This window comes from Thioalkalivibrio sp. ALE30 (genome assembly GCF_000377465.1).
In the GTDB taxonomy this organism is placed as follows: Bacteria; Pseudomonadota; Gammaproteobacteria; order Ectothiorhodospirales; family Ectothiorhodospiraceae; genus Thioalkalivibrio.
The window spans coordinates 91,612-111,018 of sequence record NZ_KB898175.1 but is presented as its reverse complement, the minus strand read 5'-3'; the positions used below and the strand labels follow the sequence as shown (position 1 = coordinate 111,018).

The following is a 19,407-nucleotide window of genomic DNA, read 5'->3' as shown; positions in this document are numbered from 1 at the left end:
TCCCTTGTGCAGAATGACTGCACGGCAGTCACCGCGCCTTGTTCGCACGCAAAAGCGACTCGAGCGCGGACGTGCGATTAAATCAGCGTCTCCCTGAGCGGCCTATCCCTCAGTCGGTTCGGTATTTTCGAACTATCGGGCGGAAATAACGCGATTTATTTTCGATTTTATCGACAGGATAATCGACCCTATCATCCGTAACCGTGGCGGCTGGACCGCTGCAGAGGGAACCCCATGAGTCTCCTGATCAACGGCGAACTGCGCGAAGGCTGGCTGGAAGAGGAGTCCGACGAGAACGGCGAGTTCGTGCGCCAGGACCAGCAGTACCGCAACTACGTGACCGCCGACGGCTCCGCGGGTCCCCTGGGCGAGGGCGGCTACCCGGCCGAGTCCGGGCGCTATCACCTGTACGTCTCCTATGCCTGCCCCTGGGCGCATCGCGCGCTGATCCTGCGCAAGCTCAAGGGCCTGGAGTCGCACATCGGGTTGTCGGTCGTGCACCACTACATGGGCGATGCCGGCTGGTCCTTCGATGACTGCGACGGCTGCACCGGTGACCGGGTGCACGGCTCACGCTACATGCACGAGCTCTACACCCGCACCGATCCGAGATACACGGGTATCGTGACCGTGCCGGTGCTGTTCGACACCCGGACCGACCGGATCGTGAACAACGAGTCGGAAGACCTGGTGCGCATGTTCAACAGCGCCTTCGACGGCATCACCGGCAATACGCTGGATTTCTACCCGGAGGACCTGCGCGAGGAGATCCACGCGGTCAACGAGCGCGTCTACGAGAATGTGAACAACGGGGTTTACCGCTCCGGGTTCGCGACCAGCCAGAAGGCCTACGATGCCGCCTGGGATCGTCTCTTCGAGACCCTCGACTGGCTGGAGGAGCGCCTGGCACGCCAGCCGTTTCTGGTGGGCGACCGGATCACCGAGGCCGACTGGCGGCTGTTTACCACGCTGGTGCGCTTCGACCCGGTCTACTACAGCCATTTCAAGTGCAATAGACAGCGCATCATCGACTTCCCGGCGCTGTCGGCCTACCTGCGCATGCTCTACCAGCGCCCCGGCGTGGCCGAGACCGTGCGCATGGATCACATCAAGGCGCACTACTACGGCAGTCATCCGATGCTGAACCCCAGCGGCATCGTGCCGAAGGGCCCGGTGATCGACTACACCCGGCCGCATGGCCGTCCCCTGGGCGATCTGCCGGCCGCGCTGCGGAACGCCGGTGAAACGTGACGGTCGTTACACTGTGGGGATTGGCCACCGTGGCCCGGCATCAGCGTGCCGGGCCGCATTCATGTAGGGGAATCGACAAGTGAAGGCGATTGGCGGGTTTCTGGGACTGGTCCTGGTGGTGGCGGTCGCCGCTGCTGCCTGGTACGCGGTTGGCCCGGAAGCGGGGGATGACGCGGCCAGCGACGCGCCTGCCGCCGAACGCGACGACCGCACGCCGGTGCGCGTTAGCGAGGTCGTCCCGCGCACCTTCGAGACCGTTGTCGAATCCCTGGGCACGGTGCAGGCCAACGAGTCCGTGGTGGTCACCGCCAGCGTCACCGAGCGCGTGGTCGAGGTCCTGTTCGACGACGGCGACACGGTGGAGGCCGGGGATGTCCTGGTCCGTCTTGATGCCGACGAGGAGCGCGCGGCCCTGCGCGAGATCCGTGTGCAAGTGGACGAGGCGCGGCGGGAGCTGGAGCGCGTGCGCGACCGCGTGGCCGATGGCGTGGTCACGCAGCAGCAGGTGGACCAGCAGCGTTCGCGGCTGAACGAGGCGGAAGCCCGCCTGGCGGCCGCGGAGGCCCGTGTGGCCAACCGCGTCATCCGGGCCCCGTTCTCCGGCCGTCTGGGCCTGCGTCAGGTCAGCGCTGGCTCCCTGGTCAGTCCGGGGACTGCGATCGTTGAACTCGATGACGTCTCGGTGGTGAAGGTCGATTTCGCGGTACCCGAGCGGCACACCTCGGCGATCCACCTGGGCCTCGATGTCCAGGGGCGCAGCGCGAACGGCGAATTCGCGGGGCAGGTCGCGGCTGTCAGCAACCGTCTGGACGTGGCGACCCGCACCCTCACCGTGCGTGCGCTGATCGAGAATCCCGACCTGCTGCTGCGCCCCGGCATGCTGGTGAATATGCGCCTGCCGCTGGACCCGGTCGAGCGTCTGGCCGTCCCGGAGGGCGCGATCCGCCAGGTCGCCGACCAGCACTTCGTGTTCCGGCTGCGTGACGACGACACGGTCGAGCGGGTGCGCATCCGTATCGGGCGACGCGATCCGGGGCATGCCGAAGTACTGGAGGGCCTGGAGCCGGGGGATACCGTCGTCTCCGAGGGCGTGTCGCGGGTGCGCGACGGCCGCGAGGTGCGCGTGCTGCCGCCGCGTGCGCCGGATAACGGCGAGGCCGGGGACGGGGCATGATCATCTCCGATGTCGCCAATCGCCGGCCGGTGCTGGCGATTGTCTTCAATCTGCTGCTGATCACCTTCGGTCTGATCGCCTACGACAGCCTGCCACTGCGCGAATACCCGGACGTGGACCCGCCGGTGGTCACGGTGGACACCATCTACCCCGGGGCCAGCGGCGAGATCATCGAGCGCGAGGTCACACAGCGGATCGAGGACCGCATCGCCGGGATCGAGGGGATCCGGTTTATCCAGTCCTCCAGCGAGGACGGCCGCTCGCGTATCACCATCGAATTCAACCTCAGCCGCGACATCGACGCCGCCGCGAACGACGTGCGCGAGGCGGTTAGTCGCGTGCTGGGCGACCTGCCCGACGAGGTCGACCCGCCCGAGGTGACCAAGGCGGACGCCGATGCCAACCCGATCCTGTGGCTGAACCTCTCCAGCACCACCATGGATGCGCTGGAGCTGGCGGACTATGCCGAGCGCAACCTGATTGATCGCCTGTCGGTGGTGGACGGCGTCGGGCTGGTGCGCCGGGGCGGCGCGCGCAGCTACGCGATGCGCATCTGGGTCGACCGCGAGGCCCTGGCCGCGCGCGAGCTGACCGTCACCGACATCGCCGATGCCCTGCAGCAGGAAAACGTGGAACTGCCGGCGGGGCGTCTCGATTCGCTGGAGCGCGAGTTCACCGTGCGCGTGGAGCGCCAGTACCGCACCCCCGAAGATTTCGCCGGGCTGGTGCTCAAGCGCGGGGAGGGCGGGCAGCTGGTGCGCCTGGGCGATGTCGCCGAGGTGAATATCGGCGCGGATACCGAGCGCAGCGAGTTCCGCGGCAACGGCGAGGACATGATCGGGCTCGGCATCATCCGCCAGTCCAACGCCAATGTGCTGGAGGTCGCCAATGGCGTGAAGGCCATGGCGGACCGCCTGCAGGACTCCCTGCCGGAGGGCACCTCGCTGGTCACCACCTACGACGAGTCGGTCTTCATCGAGGGGGCGATCCGCGAGGTCTACATCACCCTGGCGGTCGCGACTGCCGCGGTGGTGTTCGTGATCTACCTGTTTCTGGGCAGCTGGCGGGCGACCCTGATCCCGGCGGTGACCGTGCCGGTCGCGATTACCGCCGCGTTCATCGGTATCAGCCTGTTCGGGTTTTCGGTCAACCTGCTGACGCTGCTGGCGCTGGTGCTGGCGGTCGGACTGGTGGTGGACGACGCGATCGTAATGCTGGAGAACATCCACCGGCGCATCGAACGGGGCGAGCCGGGGCTGCTGGCGGCCTACCGCGGTGCGGGCCAGGTCGGGTTCGCGATCGTGGCGACCACCTCGGTACTGATCGCGGTGTTCGTGCCCCTGGCCTTCCTCGACGGCACGGTGGGCCAGCTGTTCACCGAGTTCGCGATCGCCATGGCCATCGCGGTCTTCTTCTCCAGCATTGTGGCGCTGACCCTGGCGCCGGTGCTCTCCGGGCGCCTGATGCACAAGGGCGATGACCAGACCGGTGCCGCCCACTACATCGGCCGCGGCTTCGCGGCGCTGGAGGCCGGTTACGGCCGCGGGCTGGCGAGCGGGCTCAAGGGGTCATGGCTGGTGGTGCCGCTACTGGCCGCGGTGCTGGCCGGGGCCTGGTATCTGTTCGACGAATTGCCCGAGGAGTTCGCGCCGCAGGAGGATCGCGGGTCCTTCTTCGTCCTGGTCGACGGACCCGAGGGGGCGAACTTCGAGTACATGAGCCGCCAGATGGCCGAGGTCGAGGCCCGTATCCAGCCGCTGATCGAGGACGGTCCGATCCGCCGCGCCCTGGTGCGTACGCCACGCGGCTTCGGCGGCTCCGAGCTGATGAATAACGGGTTTGTGATCGCGATCCTGGAGCACTGGGACGACCGTGACGTGTCCGGTCAGGAGGTGATCGACGAGATCCGCGGCATCATCAACGAGATGCCCGGGGTAGAGGCGCGCGTGGTCATGCGCCAGGGCCTTTCGCGCGGTCGCGTCGGACCGCCGGTGCAGTTCGTGCTCTCCGGACCGGACTACGACCAGCTCGAGGAGTGGGGCGAAATCATGCGCGAGGCCGCCGAGGGCATCGAGGGCCTGACCCGGGTGGATCTCGATTACGAGCCTACCCAGCCTCAGCTCAACGTGCGCCTGGATCGCGACCGGGCGGGCGACCTGGGTGTGTCCATGCGCGATGTCGGCCGTACGCTGGACATCGTGCTCGGCGGGCGCGACGTGACCACCTTCGTCGATCGCGGCGAGGAGTACGACGTGATCATCGAGGGCCTGGCCGATCAGCGCCGCACGCCGGGCGATATTGACAACCTCTACGTGCGCTCCAGTTCCGGTGCCATGGTGCCGCTGTCCAGTCTGGTCACCTACGAGGAACAGGCCGGTCCGTCCTCGCTGGAACGCTACAATCGCTCGCGCGCGGTCACCCTGACCGCCGGGCTGCGCGACGGCATGACCCTGGGCGAGGCCCTGGACGCGCTGGATGCCAAGGCTGCCGAGCTCCTGCCGGCCGAGGCGGGCATCGACTACAAGGGCGAATCGCTGGACCTGCGCACCGGCTCGGAGGCGATCCTGTTTGTGTTCGCGTTGGCCCTGCTGGTGGTCTTCCTCGTGCTGGCGGCGCAGTTCGAGAGTTTCGTGCACCCGTTCGTGATCATGCTGACCGTGCCGCTGGCGGTGGTGGGTGCCCTGATCGGCCTGACCGTTACCGGCCAGACGCTCAATATCTACAGTCAGATCGGCATGGTCATGCTGATCGGCCTGGCGGCGAAGAACGGCATCCTGATCGTCGAATTCGCCAACCAGTTGCGCGACCGCGGGCGTGATTTCGACGCCGCGATCATCGAGGCCGCGCGCATGCGGCTGCGGCCGGTGCTGATGACGGCGCTGACCACGGTTGCGGGCTCCATTCCGCTGATCCTGGCCTCCGGGCCGGGCGAGGAGACGCGCTTCGTGATCGGGGTGGCGGTGTTCTCCGGTGTGCTGTTCGCGACGCTGTTCACGCTGTTCGTGATCCCGGCGGCCTATCGCCTGGTGGCGCGGGGTACGACGTCGCCGCTGGCGACCACGCGCCGCTTGCACGAGCTGGACGACGAGATCGACGATGTCGACGGCGAGCGCCGCGGGGCCCGCGCCTCCACAGCCCCGCGCGCCGAACCCTGATCACTCGGTGCCTGCTGCCTGCCCTGTTGAGGCTGGTCCTGGTTCGGCATCCGGTGTTTACGTGCCTTCGGCCGGCCGCCTGCCATGCGCTGACTCGCCAGCGCGCCGCGAGGTCCTTTCTTGCTTGCCCAAGAAAGGACCCAAAGAAGGGCACCCGGATTTCGCCCGGGAACCTTGCTCCAGGGCCCTCGGGCCGGCGGCGCTGAACTCGCTACGCTCAGAGATCCAGCGCCCCGAATTTATAGAAAACGGGCCGGCCCGATAACCCTTCCGCAAGGGACTCCATACGGGAGGGGAAGGTCAAAACAGAAGGCATCCCAACGCCACGACACGACAACGGCCCTGCCGCCTGAACCCCCCGGCGCCCGCACCGCGGGCGCGGCACGCTATGGCCGAAGGCCGAGCGTGCCCAAGATGTGCGAAGACCTAGCCTTCATCCACTGGCAAGACCGTCGGGACAGCCGTTGTCTTGACCTTGAGCCCCCCGTTGTCGTCGCGCCGAGCGGAGAGGGTTTTCGCGGGACGATTCAAAATAGAAACGGGGGCGCTGGATGTCTGAGCGGAGCCGCAGGCGCAGCGAGTTCAGCGCCGCCCGCGAAAAGCCTCGGAGCGAGGGAAACCCCGGCCCGCACAGCGGGCCGGGGTCGCGGCAGTCGGGCGTGTTTCTTGGGTACTTCTTTGCACGAGCAAAGAAGTACCTCGGGGCGCGCTGGCGAGTCAGCGCCTGGCATGCGGCGGACCGGAGCCACCGCAAACACCGATGCCGAACCAGGACCAGCCACCGCGAGGCAGGCGCCGGACCGAAGGCACCGTAAACACCGGGAGACGAACCAGGACCCGCCAATCAGCGATAGCGAAGCCTTCAGCGTTCGTGGCGGCCGTGTGGCGAGGTCAGGCGCGCGCCGGGGCGCGGGCGTCATCACGCCAGAGCCAGAGGATAGCGACGGTCAGTACCGCGATCACCGGCAGCATCGCGAGATTCATCCCGTCCCATCCCAGCGGTCGCAGCAGCGCCCCGGCCAGCAGCGAGCCGGCCGTGACCAGCGTGAAGATGGTCAGGTCGTTCACGCCCTGGACCTTGCCCTTCTCGGTGGCCGTATGCGTGGTCGTCAGCAGCGTACTGCCGCCAATGAACAGGAAATTCCAGCCCACCCCCAGCAGGAACAGCGCCAGCCAGAAATGCGCCAGCGTCTCCCCGTGCGCGGCGATCGCCACGCTGAACAGCACCAGCGCATTGCCGAGCGCCAGGATGCGCGTGATCCCGAGGCGGGTGATCAGATGGCCGGTCACGAACGAGGGGGCGAACATCCCCAATACATGCCACTGCATGACCAGGGCGATCTGGCCCATGTCGAAGCCGGCGTGGCGCATGGCCAGCGGCGTCGCCGTCATCAGCAGCACCATGACCGCATAGCCCAGCGCGGCGGCGGTCAGCGCGACGAGGAAGCGCCCTTGCGGCAGGATCTCGCGCATTGGCCGGGCCGGCCCGCGTTCCTCCGGCGGTGGCGCCGGCACGCGCAGCCAGGCCAGCAGCGTCATCGCCAGCAGGGCCAGGGCGCCGAGGACCAGATAGGGGCCGGCCTCCGGCGTGCCCGGCAACAGGGCCTGGGCCTGGTGGGCGTTCCACGGGCCGAGGAAGGCGGCCACGACGCCGCCGGCCATCACCAGCGAGATCGCGCGCGGGCGGAAGGCGGGGCTGGCGACATCGGCGGCGGCAAAGCGGTAGTACATGGCGAAGGCCTGGTAGGCCCCCAGCAGAAGGTTGCCCAGTACGAACAGCCAGAAGCCCTCGGCGAAAACCCCGGCCGCGGCCAGCGCGGCACCGCCGCCCCCGCCCACGCTGGTGCCCAGCAGGAAGCCGGTGCGCCGCCCGAAGCGCTTCATGAACAGCGAGGCCGGCAGGGTGGTGACCAGCGTGCCGACCATCATCGCGGCGACTGGCAGGGTGGCCAGGGCCGGATCGGCCGCCAGGCGTTCCCCGACCACGCCGCTCAGGGTCATCACCGTGACCGCGGCGATCAGGAACAGGGCCTGCCCGAGGGCAAGGATCAGGACGTTCGCGCGCTCGCGCGGGGTGGTCTGGCCGGGCATAGGAGTCCCTTCAAGGATCGTCCGGGCCGTCATGGCCCGGGGGCGATGCTGGTGTCAGTCGCGTGGATGAAAGTCGAGGACCGCCGAGTTGATGCAGTAGCGCAGCCCGGTCGGCGCCGGGCCGTCGGGAAAGACATGCCCCAGGTGCGAGTCGCAGCGCGCGCAGCGCACTTCGGTGCGTTCCATGCCCAGGGAACGGTCGCGGTGTTCGTCGACGGCACTTTCGTTCACCGGCGCGGTGTAGCTGGGCCAGCCGGAGCCGGAGTCGAACTTGGCGTGCGAGTCGAACAAGGGGGCACCGCAGGCGACGCAGTGGTAGGTGCCGGAGGCCTTGTGGTTGTTGTAGGCGCCGGTGAAGGGGCGCTCGGTACCGCCTTCGCGGGCGATGCGGTATTGTTCCGGCGTGAGGCGTTCGCGCAGTTCGGCGTCCGTCGGGCGATCGGATTGACTCATGCAACCTCCGGGTCGATAGGATTGTCTGCCAACAGACGAGGGTCTGTGGTGATGGGACCCCGAGGAACACCCCGGGTTCTGGGCCCGGACCGAAGACAAGACCGCTGGAGGTGGTCGTGGGCTGTCCCGATTGCGAACGTATTGACCTGCTGCCGGCGGCCTCCGGCACCCTCTATCTGGCGCCGGTTCTGGCGCATACTCGCGCGGCCCTGCGTCAGCGCATGGTAGACGAACGGCTGCCATGTGCCGAGCCGACCTCGGGGATCCTGGCCCTGCCAGTGAAGGGTGCCGGCGGGCTGGGCGAGATGCTGGTGCGGCTGGAACAGGCGCTGAGCAGCTCGGAGCAGGCCGGTTGTCGCGCGACCTTCGTGCCCGAGGGCGAGGACTTCGGGCTCGGACATCTGCAGGATACCCACCTGCTGTCCACGCTGATCGCCCGGCACAATGCCCGCGATCTCTCCGCGATCCTGGCCAACGATGCCCTGGACTTTCACTTCCAGCCCATCGTGCACGCGGCCGATCCGACCGAGGTCTTCGCCTACGAGGCGCTGGTGCGGGCCTCCACGCCGGGTGGCGACCCCATCCCGCCGCCGGAGCTGTTCAAGACGGCGCGTAATGCCGAGTTGCTATTCCATCTGGATCGCTCGGCGCGCATCAATGCGATTCGCCGGGCCAGCGAGCGCGGGATCGGCAGCCGGTTGTTCATCAACTTCAACCCGACCGCGATCTATGACCCGGCCTTTTGCCTGGAGACCACAGTGCGCGAGATCAATTCGCGCCCGGCCGGCCGTGCCGGGCCCAGTGGTTTCGTGTTCGAGGTGATCGAGAGCGATCAGGTCAACGACATCGAACACCTGTCACGGATCGTGGAGCGCTACCGCCGGGCCGGGTTCCAGGTGGCACTGGACGACCTGGGGGCCGGCTATGCCTCGCTGAACATGCTCTCCCAGTTGCGCCCGGATTTCGTGAAGATCGACCGCGAACTGGTCAGCGGTATCGATGGCGACACCTACCAGCAGAAGATCCTCGGCAAGATCGTGGAGCTGGCCCGCGACCTGGATATTCAGGTGGTGGCCGAGGGGATCGAGACCGCGGGCGAATGGCGCTGGCTGAAGGATCGGGTCGACTACTGCCAGGGTTACCTGTTCGCCCGGCCGGCTGCCGAGCCGCCGATGCCGCGCCACCCCGAGTCCGCCTGAGCGCCGCGTGGAGGGGGCCGTGACACGTGCACATCGGGCCCGCTTTCCATAGACTCGGGGTCATGAATCAGCTCCCCCCCGACGCCCGGAATCCGACGCTCGAATCCGCCTACCAGCTGCTGCGCGATGCCGAGGTGCGCTATCGCGGGCGCACGGTCGGCACCGTGGCGAGCCTGGACGAGCGGGCGCCGGCGGAGAACTATGCCGACTGCTTTATCCGCGACTTCGTGCCCTCGGGGCTGGTCTATCTGCTGAACGACGAGCCCGAGGTGGTGCGGGACTTCCTCGCGCTGATCCTGCAGATCCGCGATACCCAGGAGGAGATCGAGGGCCACCGCCGCCTGCCGCGGGTGATGCCGGCAAGCTTCCGGGTGTTCACCGACGAGAACGGCCGCGAGGCCCTGGCCGCGGACTTTGGCGACCGGGCGATCGGACGCGTCGCCCCGGTGGATTCCATGATGTGGTGGGTACTGTTGCTGCGCGCCTACCAGAACCGCACCGGCGACCACGAATTCATCAAGAGCGCGGATGTGCAGCGCGGCATCCGCCTGATCCTCAGCATCTGTCTGCAGGACCGTTTCGAAGTCTTCCCGACTCTGCTGGTGCCGGACGGCAGCTTCATGATCGACCGGCGCATGGGGGTGTTCGGCCACCCGCTGGAGATCCAGGCACTGTTCTACGGGATGCTGAAGGCTTCGCTGGCGATGCTGGAGCCCTGCGACCGGGATTCCGAACTCCTGTGCGAGCAGTCCGCGATCCGTACCCGGCAGCTGTCGGACTACATCCGCCACTACTACTGGCTGGATCTAGAGCGGTTGAACGATATCCACCGCTATCGCACCGAACACTTCGGCCACGAGTCCGAGAACGCGCTGAATATCTACCCCGAGAGCATCCCCGACTGGCTGGTGGACTGGATCCCGTCGGAGAGCGGCTACCTGGTCGGTAACCTCGGGCCGGGAAGGATGGATTTCCGGTTCTTCAGCTTCGGAAACTTGCTGGCGGTGCTGTTCGGGCTGGCCGACGAGCACCAGTCGCGCTCGATTATGCAGACCTTCGAGCAGCGCTTCGAGGACCTGATCGGGACCATGCCGGTGAAGATCTGCTATCCGGCGATGGTTGGCGAGGAATGGCGTCTGCTGACCGGGTCCGACCCCAAGAATACTCCGTGGTCCTACCACAACGGCGGCAACTGGCCGGCGTTGCTGTGGGCGTTCACCGGGGCCGCCATGCGGGTCGGGCGGCCCGACCTGGCGCGCAGTGTGCACGCGGTCGCGGCCGAGCGCCTGCATCGCGACCACTGGCCGGAGTACTACGACGGGCGCCACGGCCGCCTGGTCGGGCGACGCGCCAACTATCGCCAGACCTGGTCGGCCACCGCCGTGCTGGTCTCCCAGGGCCTGATCGACAACCCCGAGACCCTGAGCCTGTTCGACAGCCCGGAACCCGAGGTGCCATGAAAAAGACCCAGAGCAAGTCTCGTGATGGCGAAGGCCTTTACCTCGTCCTGATCAGTGTCCACGGTCTGATCCGCGGGCAGGACCTGGAACTGGGGCGCGATGCCGACACCGGCGGGCAGACGCTCTACGTGGTCGAACTGGCGCGGGCCCTGGCGCGCCACCCGCAGGTGGGCCGGGTGGACCTGCTCACCCGCCGCGTGGTCGACAGCAAGGTAGCCGACGACTACGCCGAGCCCGAGGAGGATCTCGGCGACGGGGCCCGGATCGTGCGGCTGGACTGCGGCCCGCGGCGCTACCTGCGCAAGGAAAAGCTGTGGCCCTACCTCGACTGTTTCGCGGACAACGCCCTGGGGCATATCCGCGGCGTGGGCCTGCGCCCGGACGTGATCCACGGCCACTATGCCGATGCCGGACATGTCGCGGTGCAGCTGTCGAACCTGCTGGGCGCCCCCATGCTCCAGACCGGCCATTCGCTGGGGCGGGTCAAGCGCGAACGCCTGCGCGAGAGCGGGATGTCGGATGCCGACATCGAGGCCCGCTACAACATCTCCACCCGGATCCACGCCGAGGAAGAGGCCCTGGCGCATGCGCATCGGGTGATCGCCAGCACCCGCCAGGAGATCGGCGAACAGTACGCCGCCTACGACAACTACCAGCCGGAACGCATGGAAGTGATCCCGCCGGGTACCGACCTGGCGCGGTTTCATCCGCCGAAGCGCGGGGAGCGCAAGCCGGCTATCTGGCCGGAGATCCGCCGCTTCCTGCGCTACCCCGACCGGCCGCTGATCATGGCGCTGTCGCGCGCCGACGAGCGCAAGAACATCCGCGCCCTGGTCGAGGCATACGCCGGGAATGACTGGCTGCGCGAGAACGCCAACCTGCTGATCGTCGCCGGCAACCGTGACGACATCGCGGACCTGGACAAGGGCGCACGGGATGTCCTGACCGACCTGCTCCTGCGTATCGACCGCCATGACCTTTACGGCCAGGTGGCGTATCCCAAGCACCATGACTCCGAGGACGTGCCCGACCTCTACCGCCTGGTGGCCTCCAGCAAGGGGGTGTTCGTGAACCCGGCGCTGACCGAGCCCTTCGGCCTGACCCTGATCGAGGCGGCCGCCAGCGGCGCCCCGATCGTGGCCACCAACGACGGCGGGCCGGAGGAGATCATCTCGCGCTGCCACAACGGCCAGCTGATCGACCCGCTGGACCCGGAGGGGATCGCCGACGCCATCCAGGGCATCCTGGCCGACCGGCCGCGCTGGCAGCGCTATTCGCGCGCCGGGCTCAAGGGCGTGCGCCAGCACTATTCCTGGGACGGCCACGCCGAGAAATACGTGAAGCTGGTGAAATCTCTGACCCGCGAGGTGCGCCAGGCGCGCCATCACGAGCGCCGGGTCTCCAGTCACCTGGCGCAGATGGATCGCGCCGTGATCACCGACATCGACAACACCCTGCTGGGCGACGACAAGGCCACCCGCGCGTTTGTCGCCTGGCTCAAGCGCAACCGCAAGCGGGTCGCCTTCGGCGTGGCCACCGGGCGGCGCATCGATTCCGCCGCGGCGATCCTCGAGGAGCACGGCGTGCCGACGCCGGATGTCTGGATTACCTCGGTGGGGAGCGAGATCCATTACGGCACCAAGCAGACCGAGGATCGCGGCTGGGCGCGTCACATCAGCCATCGCTGGGAGCCGGACCGGCTGCGCGACTGCCTGCGCCAGGAGAAGAATCTGGTCCTGCAGCCGGATGTGGACCAGCGGGCGTTCAAGGTCAGCTTCTTTGCCGAACCCCCCGGGAGTCTGGACGCGGAGACCGTGGCGACGCGGCTCTACCGCGAGGACCTGCACGCGCGGGTGATCTACTCCCACGACCGGTTCCTCGACCTGCTGCCGGTGCGGGCGTCGAAGGGACTGGCGGTGCGCTACCTGTCCGACAAGTGGGGCATTCCGCTGGAGCACGTGCTGGTCGCCGGCGATTCGGGAAACGACGAGGATATGCTGCGCGGCCGGCTGCTCGGCGTGGTGGTGGGCAATCACCAGCCCGAACTCGAGAGCCTGCGCGGCTTCCAGCGCATCTACTTCGCCGGGGCCACCCACGCCCGCGGCATCCTCGAGGGGATCGAACACTTCGATCTGCTCAACCGCTGCGAAATCCCCGGCGCCACCGAGCCCGACGAATAGACCGGCTTTTTCACCACGAAGCACACGAAGGCAGGGGCTGCAGGTCAAAGGCCTTTCACAGGAAGACTGGAAGGTTGGAAGATAGAAACTGGTGAAAGCCATTTGGGTCGTCCTGGTGCTGCCCGTGGCCGCGTACTTGTCGTGGCTGTCGATCTGGGATCGAGGCACCCTCCTCAGCGCCCGCTTCCAGTCTTCCCTTCTTCCTGTCGGCTTTTTCTTGCGAGCCTTTGGCGCCGGATCCGGTCAGGGGACGGGGAGGAGCAGGGCGATGCCGGTGAGGACGGTGACGACTTCGAAGGCGCGCTTGACCAGGCGGTTGCCGTAGCGCTGGGCCGCCCAGGCGCCGAGGTAGCCGCCGACGAAGCTCCCCACCAGAAGGGCCGGCAGCCAGTCCCACTGCACGGTGCCCAGCGTCCCGAGCATCAACGCCCCGGCGCCGTTCCAGACGAGGCCCACCAGGACCATGGTGTAGGCCACCGCCTGGGTGTAGCTCATGCCGTACCAGCGCACCAGCCACAGGGTGACCATCAGTCCGGTGCCCGAGGCGAGGGACCCGTTCAGCACGCCGATCAGGAACAGCCCGGCGGCCCCGATCAGGGCGTGGCCCCAGGAAAAGCCGATGGTGCGCACCGTCTGCCCCAGTTGCGGGCGGCGCCAGGAGTACCAGCCGAGGCCGATGGTCAGCAGGCCCAGGGCGATCTCGCCGGCCCTTGGCGGGATGCCGAGCACCAGCCAGGCACCGATTAACACCCCAGGCAGACCGGCCAGCAGGATAATGCCTAGGCGCGCGGGCTCGAATGTGCTTTTCTTGAGGTGGCGCAGGCCGGCGCCGGCGCCCAGCGCCACCGAGGCGATCTTGTGGGTGGCCAGCGCCACGGGGTAGGGAAGCCCCAGAAAAATCAGGGCGGGCAGCTGCAGCAGGCCCGCCCCGCCACCCGCCAGGGCGGAGAAGCCGTTGGCGACGATGGCGATCAATGCGAGTCCGAGGTGTTCGAGAATGGTCATTTGGGGTGCGTGCAACCGGAAGCGGGAAGGCCTGTGGCAATCGTGGGTGGCCGCGGTGCTGCTGCTGGGGCTGGCGGTTCCGGTACAGGCCGACATCTACCGCTGGGTGGATGATGACGGGACCGTACACTACTCCAGCACCCCGCAGCCGGAGACCAGCCAGCGCGAGCGCCGGATTTACGACTCCGAGGGCCGCATGCGCGAGATCCTGCCGGCGCCGATGAGCGCCGAGGAACGGGCGCAGGCCGCCGCCGAGCGCGAACAGGCGGAGCGCGACCTGGAGGCGACCCAGCGCGCGCGCCAGGACCGTGCCGCGCGCGAGCAGCAGCTGCGCCGTGCCTATGCCTCGCTGGACGAGATCGAGGAGCTGCGCGAACGCCGCGAGCGCTCGATTGCCGGGAATATCCAGCGCAGCGAGGCGCAGGAAAAGACGCTGTTGCGCGAACGCGAGCGTATCCGGCGGCAGCTGGACGGCGCGAACGAGGGTTCTCCGCTGGCCGATCGGTACCGCGCGGAACTGGAGGAGCTGGACGCCCGCATCGCCCGGGAGCGCCAGTACCGCCGCGGCCAGCGCGACCGGCTGTCCGCGATCCACGAACGCCTGGACCTGGATCGCCGCGACTTCCAGCAGCTGGTCATGAACGGCCGCGAATAGCGGTCGCGGGCATTAATCGTTCTCCTAGCGGCTGATCAGCGTTCCCACACCCTGGTCGGTCAGCAGCTCCAGCAGGACCGCGTGTTCCACGCGGCCGTCGACGATATGCGTGGCGTTGACCCCGCTGCGCACGGCATCCAGCGCGCAGCGGATCTTCGGGATCATCCCGCCGTGGATGGTCCCGTCGCGGATCATCTCGTCCACCTGCGGGGCCGACAGCTTGGGCAGGAGTTCCCCGTTGCCGTCCAGCACGCCCGGGGTGTTGGTCAGCAGGAAGAGCTTTTCCGCATCCAGCACCACCGCGAGTTTTTCCGCCGCGGTGTCGGCATTGATGTTGTAGGCCTTGCCCTCGCGGTCGAAGCCAATCGGCGCGATGACCGGGATGAAGTCGCTCTCGTCCAGGGTATGCACGATCGCCGGGTCCACGCCTTCGACCTCGCCCACATGGCCAAGGTCCACGGTCGGCTGGCCCTCAGCCGCGCCATAGTCGCGTAGCGGGGTGGCGCGGATCATCTGGCCGTCCTTGCCGGTCAGCCCCACCGCGCGGCCCCCGAAGCGGTTGATCAGCGAGACGATCTCCTGATTCACGATCCCGCCGAGGACCATCTGGACCACGTCCATGGTCTCGCGGTCGGTCACCCGCAGGCCGTTGACGAACTCCGTCTCCTTGCCCAGACGCTTGAGCAGCTCGCCGATCTGCGGGCCCCCGCCGTGGACGACCACCGGGTTCACGCCGACCTGCTTGAGCAGCACGACGTCGCGCGCGAACGAGGCCTTCAGGTGGTCCTCGGTCATGGCGTTGCCGCCGTACTTGATCACGATGGTCTTGCCCGCGAAGCGCTGGATATAGGGCAGAGCCTCGATCAGGACATGGGCAACGGAATGGGCCGTCTGGGTATCCATGGCGTTTCGGTGGTCCGCGAATGGGGGCGCAGTTTACCACTGCCGATCGCCCTTCGTGCGGCCCTCTCCTTGAACCTGCATCGAAGATGCATCGTTTGACCCGAGCGAAGCGCATCGGTATAAAGCTGCATCACATGTATAACAAAAGGTAGCCCGTGATGCTGCAATCCGTCTCGCTGTGGTTGACGATCCTGCTGGTCGTCCCCGTAACCGCCACTTTTTTATGGGTCGCCTTCTCCCGCCCTGCTGCGGTCGATGCCGGCGATCTGGCGGCCCGTTCCTATCGCCTGCGCGACTGGAGCTTCTGGATCCTGCTGGCGGTGGTTACCCCGGTGTTTCTCTACACCCTGACCCTGATGCCCTACGGCGCCGATGCGGAGGCCGAAGGGGTGCAGACGGTCAACGTGACCGGCCACATGTGGCGCTGGGAGCTGTCACAGGACGAGTTCCGCGCCGGCGAGCCGGTGCAGTTCCGCGTGACCAGCCAGGACGTGAACCACGGCTTCGCCATCTACGACGAGGACATGACCCTGTTGACCCAGACCCAGGCGATGCCGGGCTACACCAACACCCTCGAGTACACCTTCGAAAAGCCCGGTACCTACCAGGTGCTGTGCCTTGAATACTGCGGCGTCGCGCATCACGCGATGGTCGCCGAACTCACCGTCACGGAGTAAACGGACATGAGTGATACGACGATGGAGATGGCCGTGCCGCGCGGCCCTCGCAATGCGGTGCTGACCTATCTGGCGACCACGGTGGTCGTGCTGCTGCTGATGATGGTCTTCGGGCTGCTGATGCGCCTCGAACAGGCGGGCGTGGATCTGCTCGGGGCCGCTGGCTTCTATCAGGTGCTGACGGCCCACGGGGCCGGCATGGTCGGGGCGGTGGCCCTCGGATCCAGCGCGGTGATGTGGTACTTCCTGCGCCGTCATGTGGAGTTGTCCACCGGCGTGTTCCTGCTCAATCTGGCGTTGTTCCTGCTGGGGGCAGTGCTGATCCTGGGCGGGATCTTCATCGGCGGCTTCGCCGGTGCCTGGACCTTCCTGTACCCGCTGCCGCAGACCCCGATGGGGCTGTGGACGCAGGCCGCCGCGGCGTCGTTCTTCCTCGGGTTGCTGGCGATCGGGGTTGGCTTCCTGCTGCTGTACATCGATATTGCCCGCGCGCTGATCAAGAGCTACGGCGGGCTGGGCCGCTCGCTGGGCCTGCCGCAGCTGTTCGGTCGGGCGGGGGATCCGCCGCCGCCCGCGGTGGTGGCCAGCACCATGGTCCTGATCGTGAACACCCTCGGTATCGTGGCCGGGGCGGCGATCCTGACCATGAGCCTGATCAACCTGTACCAGCCGGGGTTCGAGATCGACTCGCTGTGGGCCAAGAACCTGATCTATTTCTTCGGCCACGTGTTCATCAACGCCACCATCTATATGGCGGTCATCGCGGTCTACGAGATCCTGCCGCGCTACACCGGGCGCCCGTGGAAGGTCTCGCGCGTGTTCCTTGCGGGCTGGGCGGCTTCCACCGTGATGGTGCTGCTGGTCTATCCGCACCACCTGCTGATGGACTTCTCCCAGCCGACCTCGCTGCATGTGCTGGGCCAGGTCATCTCCTACACCAGTGGCCTGCCGGTGCTGCTGGTGACGGCGTGGGGCGCGCTGACCAATGTGTACCGCTCCGGTATCCGCTGGGATATCGCCTCCGGCTTCGTCTTTCTCGGCGTGTTTGGCTGGGCCGCCGGCGTGATCCCGGCCATCATCGACGCGACCATCGTGGTCAACACGGTGATGCACAACACCCTGTGGGTCCCGGGGCACTTCCACTTCTATCTGTTGCTGGGTGTAGTCGCGATGATGTTCGGCTTCATGGCCTGGCTCACCCGTGCGCAGACGGAGGGCGACGGCTTCTTCGACCGGCTGGGATTCTGGACCTTTACCGGTGGCGGCCTGGCTCTGGTCGCGGCGTTCCTCTACAGCGGTGCGTCCAGTGTGCCGCGGCGCTTCGCCGAACACTTGCCGGAATGGGCGGCCTATGCCCAGCTGGGGTCGGTCGCCGCGGCCCTGGTGATCCTTGGAACGCTGCTCCTGGCGCTGCGGTTCTTCGTCGGACTGAAGCGGGTGGCGAACAATGTGGCGTAACGCGATCTACGGGCTGACGATTATCGCCCTGGGCCTGGGTGGGTTCACCACCCTGGCTCTGGCCACCGACGGGTTCCGCGCCTTCACCGCGGAGGAGGCCCGCCGTGTTGCCGCACGCGAGAATCCGGCGCCGGTCCCTGCGATGACGCTGGAGGATGCTCGCGGCGGGGAGCTGGACCTGGCCGAGCTGGGCGATCGCTATGTGGTGCTGGATTTCATCTACACCGGCTGCCACCACGCCTGCACGACGCTGGGCGCGAGCTTTCACCGGATCCAGGAGGCGCTGCCGGAGGCGGTACTGGGCGAGCGCGTGGCCCTGCTCAGTATCACCTTTGACCTCGAGAACGATAATGCCGAGCGCCTGCGCGAGTACGGCGAGCGTTTCTCGGCCAACCCCGAGGCCTGGTATCTCGCGCGTCCGCACAGCCGCGAGGATCTGGATCGCCTGCTGAATCATTTCCAGGTGGTGGTGATCCCGGACGGCGAGGACTTCGTGCACAACGGGGCCATCTACGTGGTCGAGCCGAATGCGCGCGTCGCCGCGATTCACGACATCGACGCGGTGGACGACGTGCTGGCCTACCTGGAGCCACGCTGGTGATGCGGCGGTCCGCCGTCTGGGCGGGGCCGGCCCTGCTGGTGGTACTGGTCCTGCCGCCGCTGCGGCCGTGGCTGGAGGCCAGCCTGATCGGCCATATGCTGGTGCAGATCCCGTTGCTGGTGCTGGCCGGCGTGCTGATCGCCCGGTCACTGCCGGAGGTCTGGCGCCTCCGGGCGGGCCGCCTGGATGCGTACGGCGTACTGGGCCTGCTGCTGGCGTTGTTCGTCGTGGTCTACTGGCTACTGCCCCGCAACCTGGATGCGGCCGTACTCGAGGCCGGGGCCGGTTGGGCCAAGATTGCGACGTTGGTGCTGCTGGCGGGCATGCCGCTGGGGCTGGTGGCGCACCGGCTGCCGTTGCTGGTGCGCGGGGTGCTGTGGGTCAAGGCTACGGCGATGTTCTTCGTGATGGGCTGGCTCTACCGCGAGGCCCCGGACCGGCTGTGCAATGCCTACCTGCTGGGCGAGCAGCAGCTTCTGGGAAATGTGATGCTCGGGCTGGGCGCGCTCAGCCTTGCGGCAATCCTGGCGTTGCTGCTGCTGGGGCCGCCGCGTCGACGGAGCGCCAATACCGGCCCGGCGCAGCCCTCCAGGCGAGAGGCTGTCATCCCCTCCGGATCGGTTGCCGAGCAGGCCCCGGCCGGGACGTGACCTCCGTCAGCCCCGGCCCGAGGAGCCGAAGCCGCCCGCGCCGCGGGTGGTCTCCTCGAAGTCCTCGACGACGCGGAATTTCGGTCGGGCGACCGGGACGATGACCAGCTGCGCCAGGCGTTCGCCGACCTCCAGGGTGTAGGCGTTCGCGCCCCGGTTCCAGCAGGAGACCATCAGCGGCCCCTGGTAGTCGGCGTCGATCAGGCCGACCAGGTTGCCCAGCACCAGGCCGTGCTTGTGGCCCAGCCCGGAGCGGGGGAGGATCATCCCGGCATAGCCCGGGTCCTCGATATGGATCGCGAGCCCGGTCGGGATCAGTTCGGCGGCGCCCGGCTCCAGCGTCAGCGGGGCCTCGATCATCGCGCGCAGGTCGACGCCGGCCGAGCCGTCGGTGGCCGGGGCGGGCAGCGGGAAGTCCGCGCCCATGCGCGGGTCCAGGATCTTCAGGTCAATCTCGGGGACGGGCATACGGGGTCCTTGTCCGTTTCGCATTCG

Annotated in this window: 16 protein-coding genes; 11 read left to right on the top strand and 5 right to left on the bottom strand. The window is 67.5% G+C overall.

The genetic code is table 11. The features are described 5' to 3' along the window. The first annotated feature begins 234 nt into the window (after positions 1-234). From D107_RS0111705 to D107_RS0111695, 3 genes are all read left to right on the top strand, one after another. Complete coding sequence (locus D107_RS0111705) at positions 235-1,251, top strand: glutathione S-transferase family protein (protein WP_018881546.1); 1,017 nt, start codon at positions 235-237, stop codon at positions 1,249-1,251. A gap of 79 nt (positions 1,252-1,330) precedes the next feature. Further along, a complete protein-coding gene (locus D107_RS0111700) occupies positions 1,331-2,425 on the top strand; it encodes an efflux RND transporter periplasmic adaptor subunit (RefSeq protein WP_018881545.1) in 1,095 nt (364 codons plus the stop codon). After that, positions 2,422-5,580, top strand: coding sequence for an efflux RND transporter permease subunit (locus D107_RS0111695; RefSeq protein WP_018881544.1), 3,159 nt, complete (start codon positions 2,422-2,424; stop codon positions 5,578-5,580). The genes D107_RS0111700 and D107_RS0111695 overlap by 4 nt, the downstream gene beginning before the upstream one ends. 891 nt (positions 5,581-6,471) lie before the next feature. Here the strand turns inward: D107_RS0111695 and D107_RS0111690 are convergent. Continuing rightward, complete coding sequence (locus tag D107_RS0111690; RefSeq protein WP_018881543.1) at positions 6,472-7,671, bottom strand: MFS transporter; 1,200 nt, start codon at positions 7,669-7,671, stop codon at positions 6,472-6,474. A gap of 54 nt (positions 7,672-7,725) precedes the next feature. Next, positions 7,726-8,124 carry a peptide-methionine (R)-S-oxide reductase MsrB gene (gene msrB, locus D107_RS0111685; RefSeq protein WP_018881542.1) on the bottom strand — a complete coding sequence of 133 codons (399 nt, stop codon included), beginning with the start codon at positions 8,122-8,124 and terminating at the stop codon, positions 7,726-7,728. Between the two features lie 116 nt (positions 8,125-8,240). Between msrB and D107_RS0111680 the strand changes: the two genes are divergently transcribed. The 3 genes from D107_RS0111680 (at position 8,241) to D107_RS0111670 (ending at position 12,963) form a co-directional block, all read left to right on the top strand. Continuing rightward, a complete protein-coding gene (locus tag D107_RS0111680; protein WP_018881541.1) occupies positions 8,241-9,323 on the top strand; it encodes an EAL domain-containing protein in 1,083 nt (360 codons plus the stop codon). Between the two features lie 62 nt (positions 9,324-9,385). Further along, positions 9,386-10,783: a glycoside hydrolase 100 family protein gene (locus D107_RS0111675; RefSeq protein ID WP_018876633.1), complete on the top strand. Its 1,398-nt coding sequence runs from the start codon at positions 9,386-9,388 to the stop codon at positions 10,781-10,783. Continuing rightward, positions 10,780-12,963, top strand: a complete 2,184-nt coding sequence (locus D107_RS0111670) for an HAD-IIB family hydrolase (protein WP_018881540.1) — start codon at positions 10,780-10,782, stop codon at positions 12,961-12,963. The genes D107_RS0111675 and D107_RS0111670 overlap by 4 nt, the downstream gene beginning before the upstream one ends. Positions 12,964-13,206: 243 nt before the next feature. Here the strand turns inward: D107_RS0111670 and D107_RS0111665 are convergent, their stop codons facing one another. Further along, positions 13,207-13,968, bottom strand: coding sequence for a sulfite exporter TauE/SafE family protein (locus D107_RS0111665; protein WP_018865447.1), 762 nt, complete (start codon positions 13,966-13,968; stop codon positions 13,207-13,209). On the opposite strand from D107_RS0111665, the gene D107_RS0111660 reads away from it, so the two are divergent. Continuing rightward, complete coding sequence (locus D107_RS0111660) at positions 13,961-14,623, top strand: DUF4124 domain-containing protein (protein WP_196799339.1); 663 nt, start codon at positions 13,961-13,963, stop codon at positions 14,621-14,623. The genes D107_RS0111665 and D107_RS0111660 overlap by 8 nt on opposite strands. A 24-nt stretch (positions 14,624-14,647) precedes the next feature. Here D107_RS0111660 and argB read toward each other — a convergent pair whose 3' ends face one another. Further along, positions 14,648-15,526 carry an acetylglutamate kinase gene (gene argB / locus D107_RS0111655; RefSeq protein ID WP_018865449.1) on the bottom strand — a complete coding sequence of 293 codons (879 nt, stop codon included), beginning with the start codon at positions 15,524-15,526 and terminating at the stop codon, positions 14,648-14,650. A gap of 158 nt (positions 15,527-15,684) precedes the next feature. On the opposite strand from argB, the gene D107_RS0111650 reads away from it, so the two are divergent. Genes D107_RS0111650 through D107_RS0111635 form a run of 4 tightly spaced genes read left to right on the top strand, consistent with a single transcriptional unit; the run spans position 15,685 to position 18,912 of the window. Next, the gene (locus D107_RS0111650; RefSeq protein WP_018878630.1) at positions 15,685-16,203 is read left to right on the top strand and encodes a hypothetical protein; all 519 of its coding nucleotides are present in this window, start codon (positions 15,685-15,687) and stop codon (positions 16,201-16,203) included. A 6-nt stretch (positions 16,204-16,209) separates the two neighbouring features. After that, positions 16,210-17,661, top strand: a complete 1,452-nt coding sequence (locus D107_RS0111645; RefSeq protein WP_026280808.1) for a cbb3-type cytochrome c oxidase subunit I — start codon at positions 16,210-16,212, stop codon at positions 17,659-17,661. After that, the gene (locus D107_RS0111640; protein WP_018881538.1) at positions 17,651-18,262 is read left to right on the top strand and encodes an SCO family protein; all 612 of its coding nucleotides are present in this window, start codon (positions 17,651-17,653) and stop codon (positions 18,260-18,262) included. The genes D107_RS0111645 and D107_RS0111640 overlap by 11 nt, the downstream gene beginning before the upstream one ends. Continuing rightward, positions 18,262-18,912, top strand: coding sequence for a hypothetical protein (locus D107_RS0111635; RefSeq protein WP_018881537.1), 651 nt, complete (start codon positions 18,262-18,264; stop codon positions 18,910-18,912). Before D107_RS0111640 ends, D107_RS0111635 begins: the two co-directional genes overlap by 1 nt. Before the next feature lie 6 nt (positions 18,913-18,918). On the opposite strand, the gene dut is transcribed toward D107_RS0111635, so the two are convergent. Then, on the bottom strand, positions 18,919-19,380 hold the full coding sequence (gene dut, locus D107_RS0111630; RefSeq protein ID WP_018881536.1) for a dUTP diphosphatase: 462 nt from the start codon (positions 19,378-19,380) through the stop codon (positions 18,919-18,921). Positions 19,381-19,407: the final 27 nt, after the last annotated feature.

Excerpts from the sequence above, each read along its gene's own strand:
- D107_RS0111705 (WP_018881546.1), top strand. The coding sequence starts at position 235 with ATGAGTCTCCTGATCAACGGCGAACTGCGCGAAGGCTGGCTGGAAGAG.
- D107_RS0111695 (WP_018881544.1), top strand. The coding sequence starts at position 2,422 with ATGATCATCTCCGATGTCGCCAATCGCCGGCCGGTGCTGGCGATTGTC.
- D107_RS0111690 (WP_018881543.1), bottom strand. The coding sequence starts at position 7,671 with ATGCCCGGCCAGACCACCCCGCGCGAGCGCGCGAACGTCCTGATCCTT.
- msrB (WP_018881542.1), bottom strand. The coding sequence starts at position 8,124 with ATGAGTCAATCCGATCGCCCGACGGACGCCGAACTGCGCGAACGCCTC.
- D107_RS0111675 (WP_018876633.1), top strand. The coding sequence starts at position 9,386 with ATGAATCAGCTCCCCCCCGACGCCCGGAATCCGACGCTCGAATCCGCC.
- D107_RS0111670 (WP_018881540.1), top strand. The coding sequence starts at position 10,780 with ATGAAAAAGACCCAGAGCAAGTCTCGTGATGGCGAAGGCCTTTACCTC.
- D107_RS0111660 (WP_196799339.1), top strand. The coding sequence starts at position 13,961 with ATGGTCATTTGGGGTGCGTGCAACCGGAAGCGGGAAGGCCTGTGGCAA.
- D107_RS0111665 (WP_018865447.1), bottom strand. The coding sequence starts at position 13,968 with ATGACCATTCTCGAACACCTCGGACTCGCATTGATCGCCATCGTCGCC.
- argB (WP_018865449.1), bottom strand. The coding sequence starts at position 15,526 with ATGGATACCCAGACGGCCCATTCCGTTGCCCATGTCCTGATCGAGGCT.
- D107_RS0111650 (WP_018878630.1), top strand. The coding sequence starts at position 15,685 with ATGCTGCAATCCGTCTCGCTGTGGTTGACGATCCTGCTGGTCGTCCCC.
- D107_RS0111645 (WP_026280808.1), top strand. The coding sequence starts at position 16,210 with ATGAGTGATACGACGATGGAGATGGCCGTGCCGCGCGGCCCTCGCAAT.
- D107_RS0111640 (WP_018881538.1), top strand. The coding sequence starts at position 17,651 with ATGTGGCGTAACGCGATCTACGGGCTGACGATTATCGCCCTGGGCCTG.
- D107_RS0111635 (WP_018881537.1), top strand. The coding sequence starts at position 18,262 with ATGCGGCGGTCCGCCGTCTGGGCGGGGCCGGCCCTGCTGGTGGTACTG.
- dut (WP_018881536.1), bottom strand. The coding sequence starts at position 19,380 with ATGCCCGTCCCCGAGATTGACCTGAAGATCCTGGACCCGCGCATGGGC.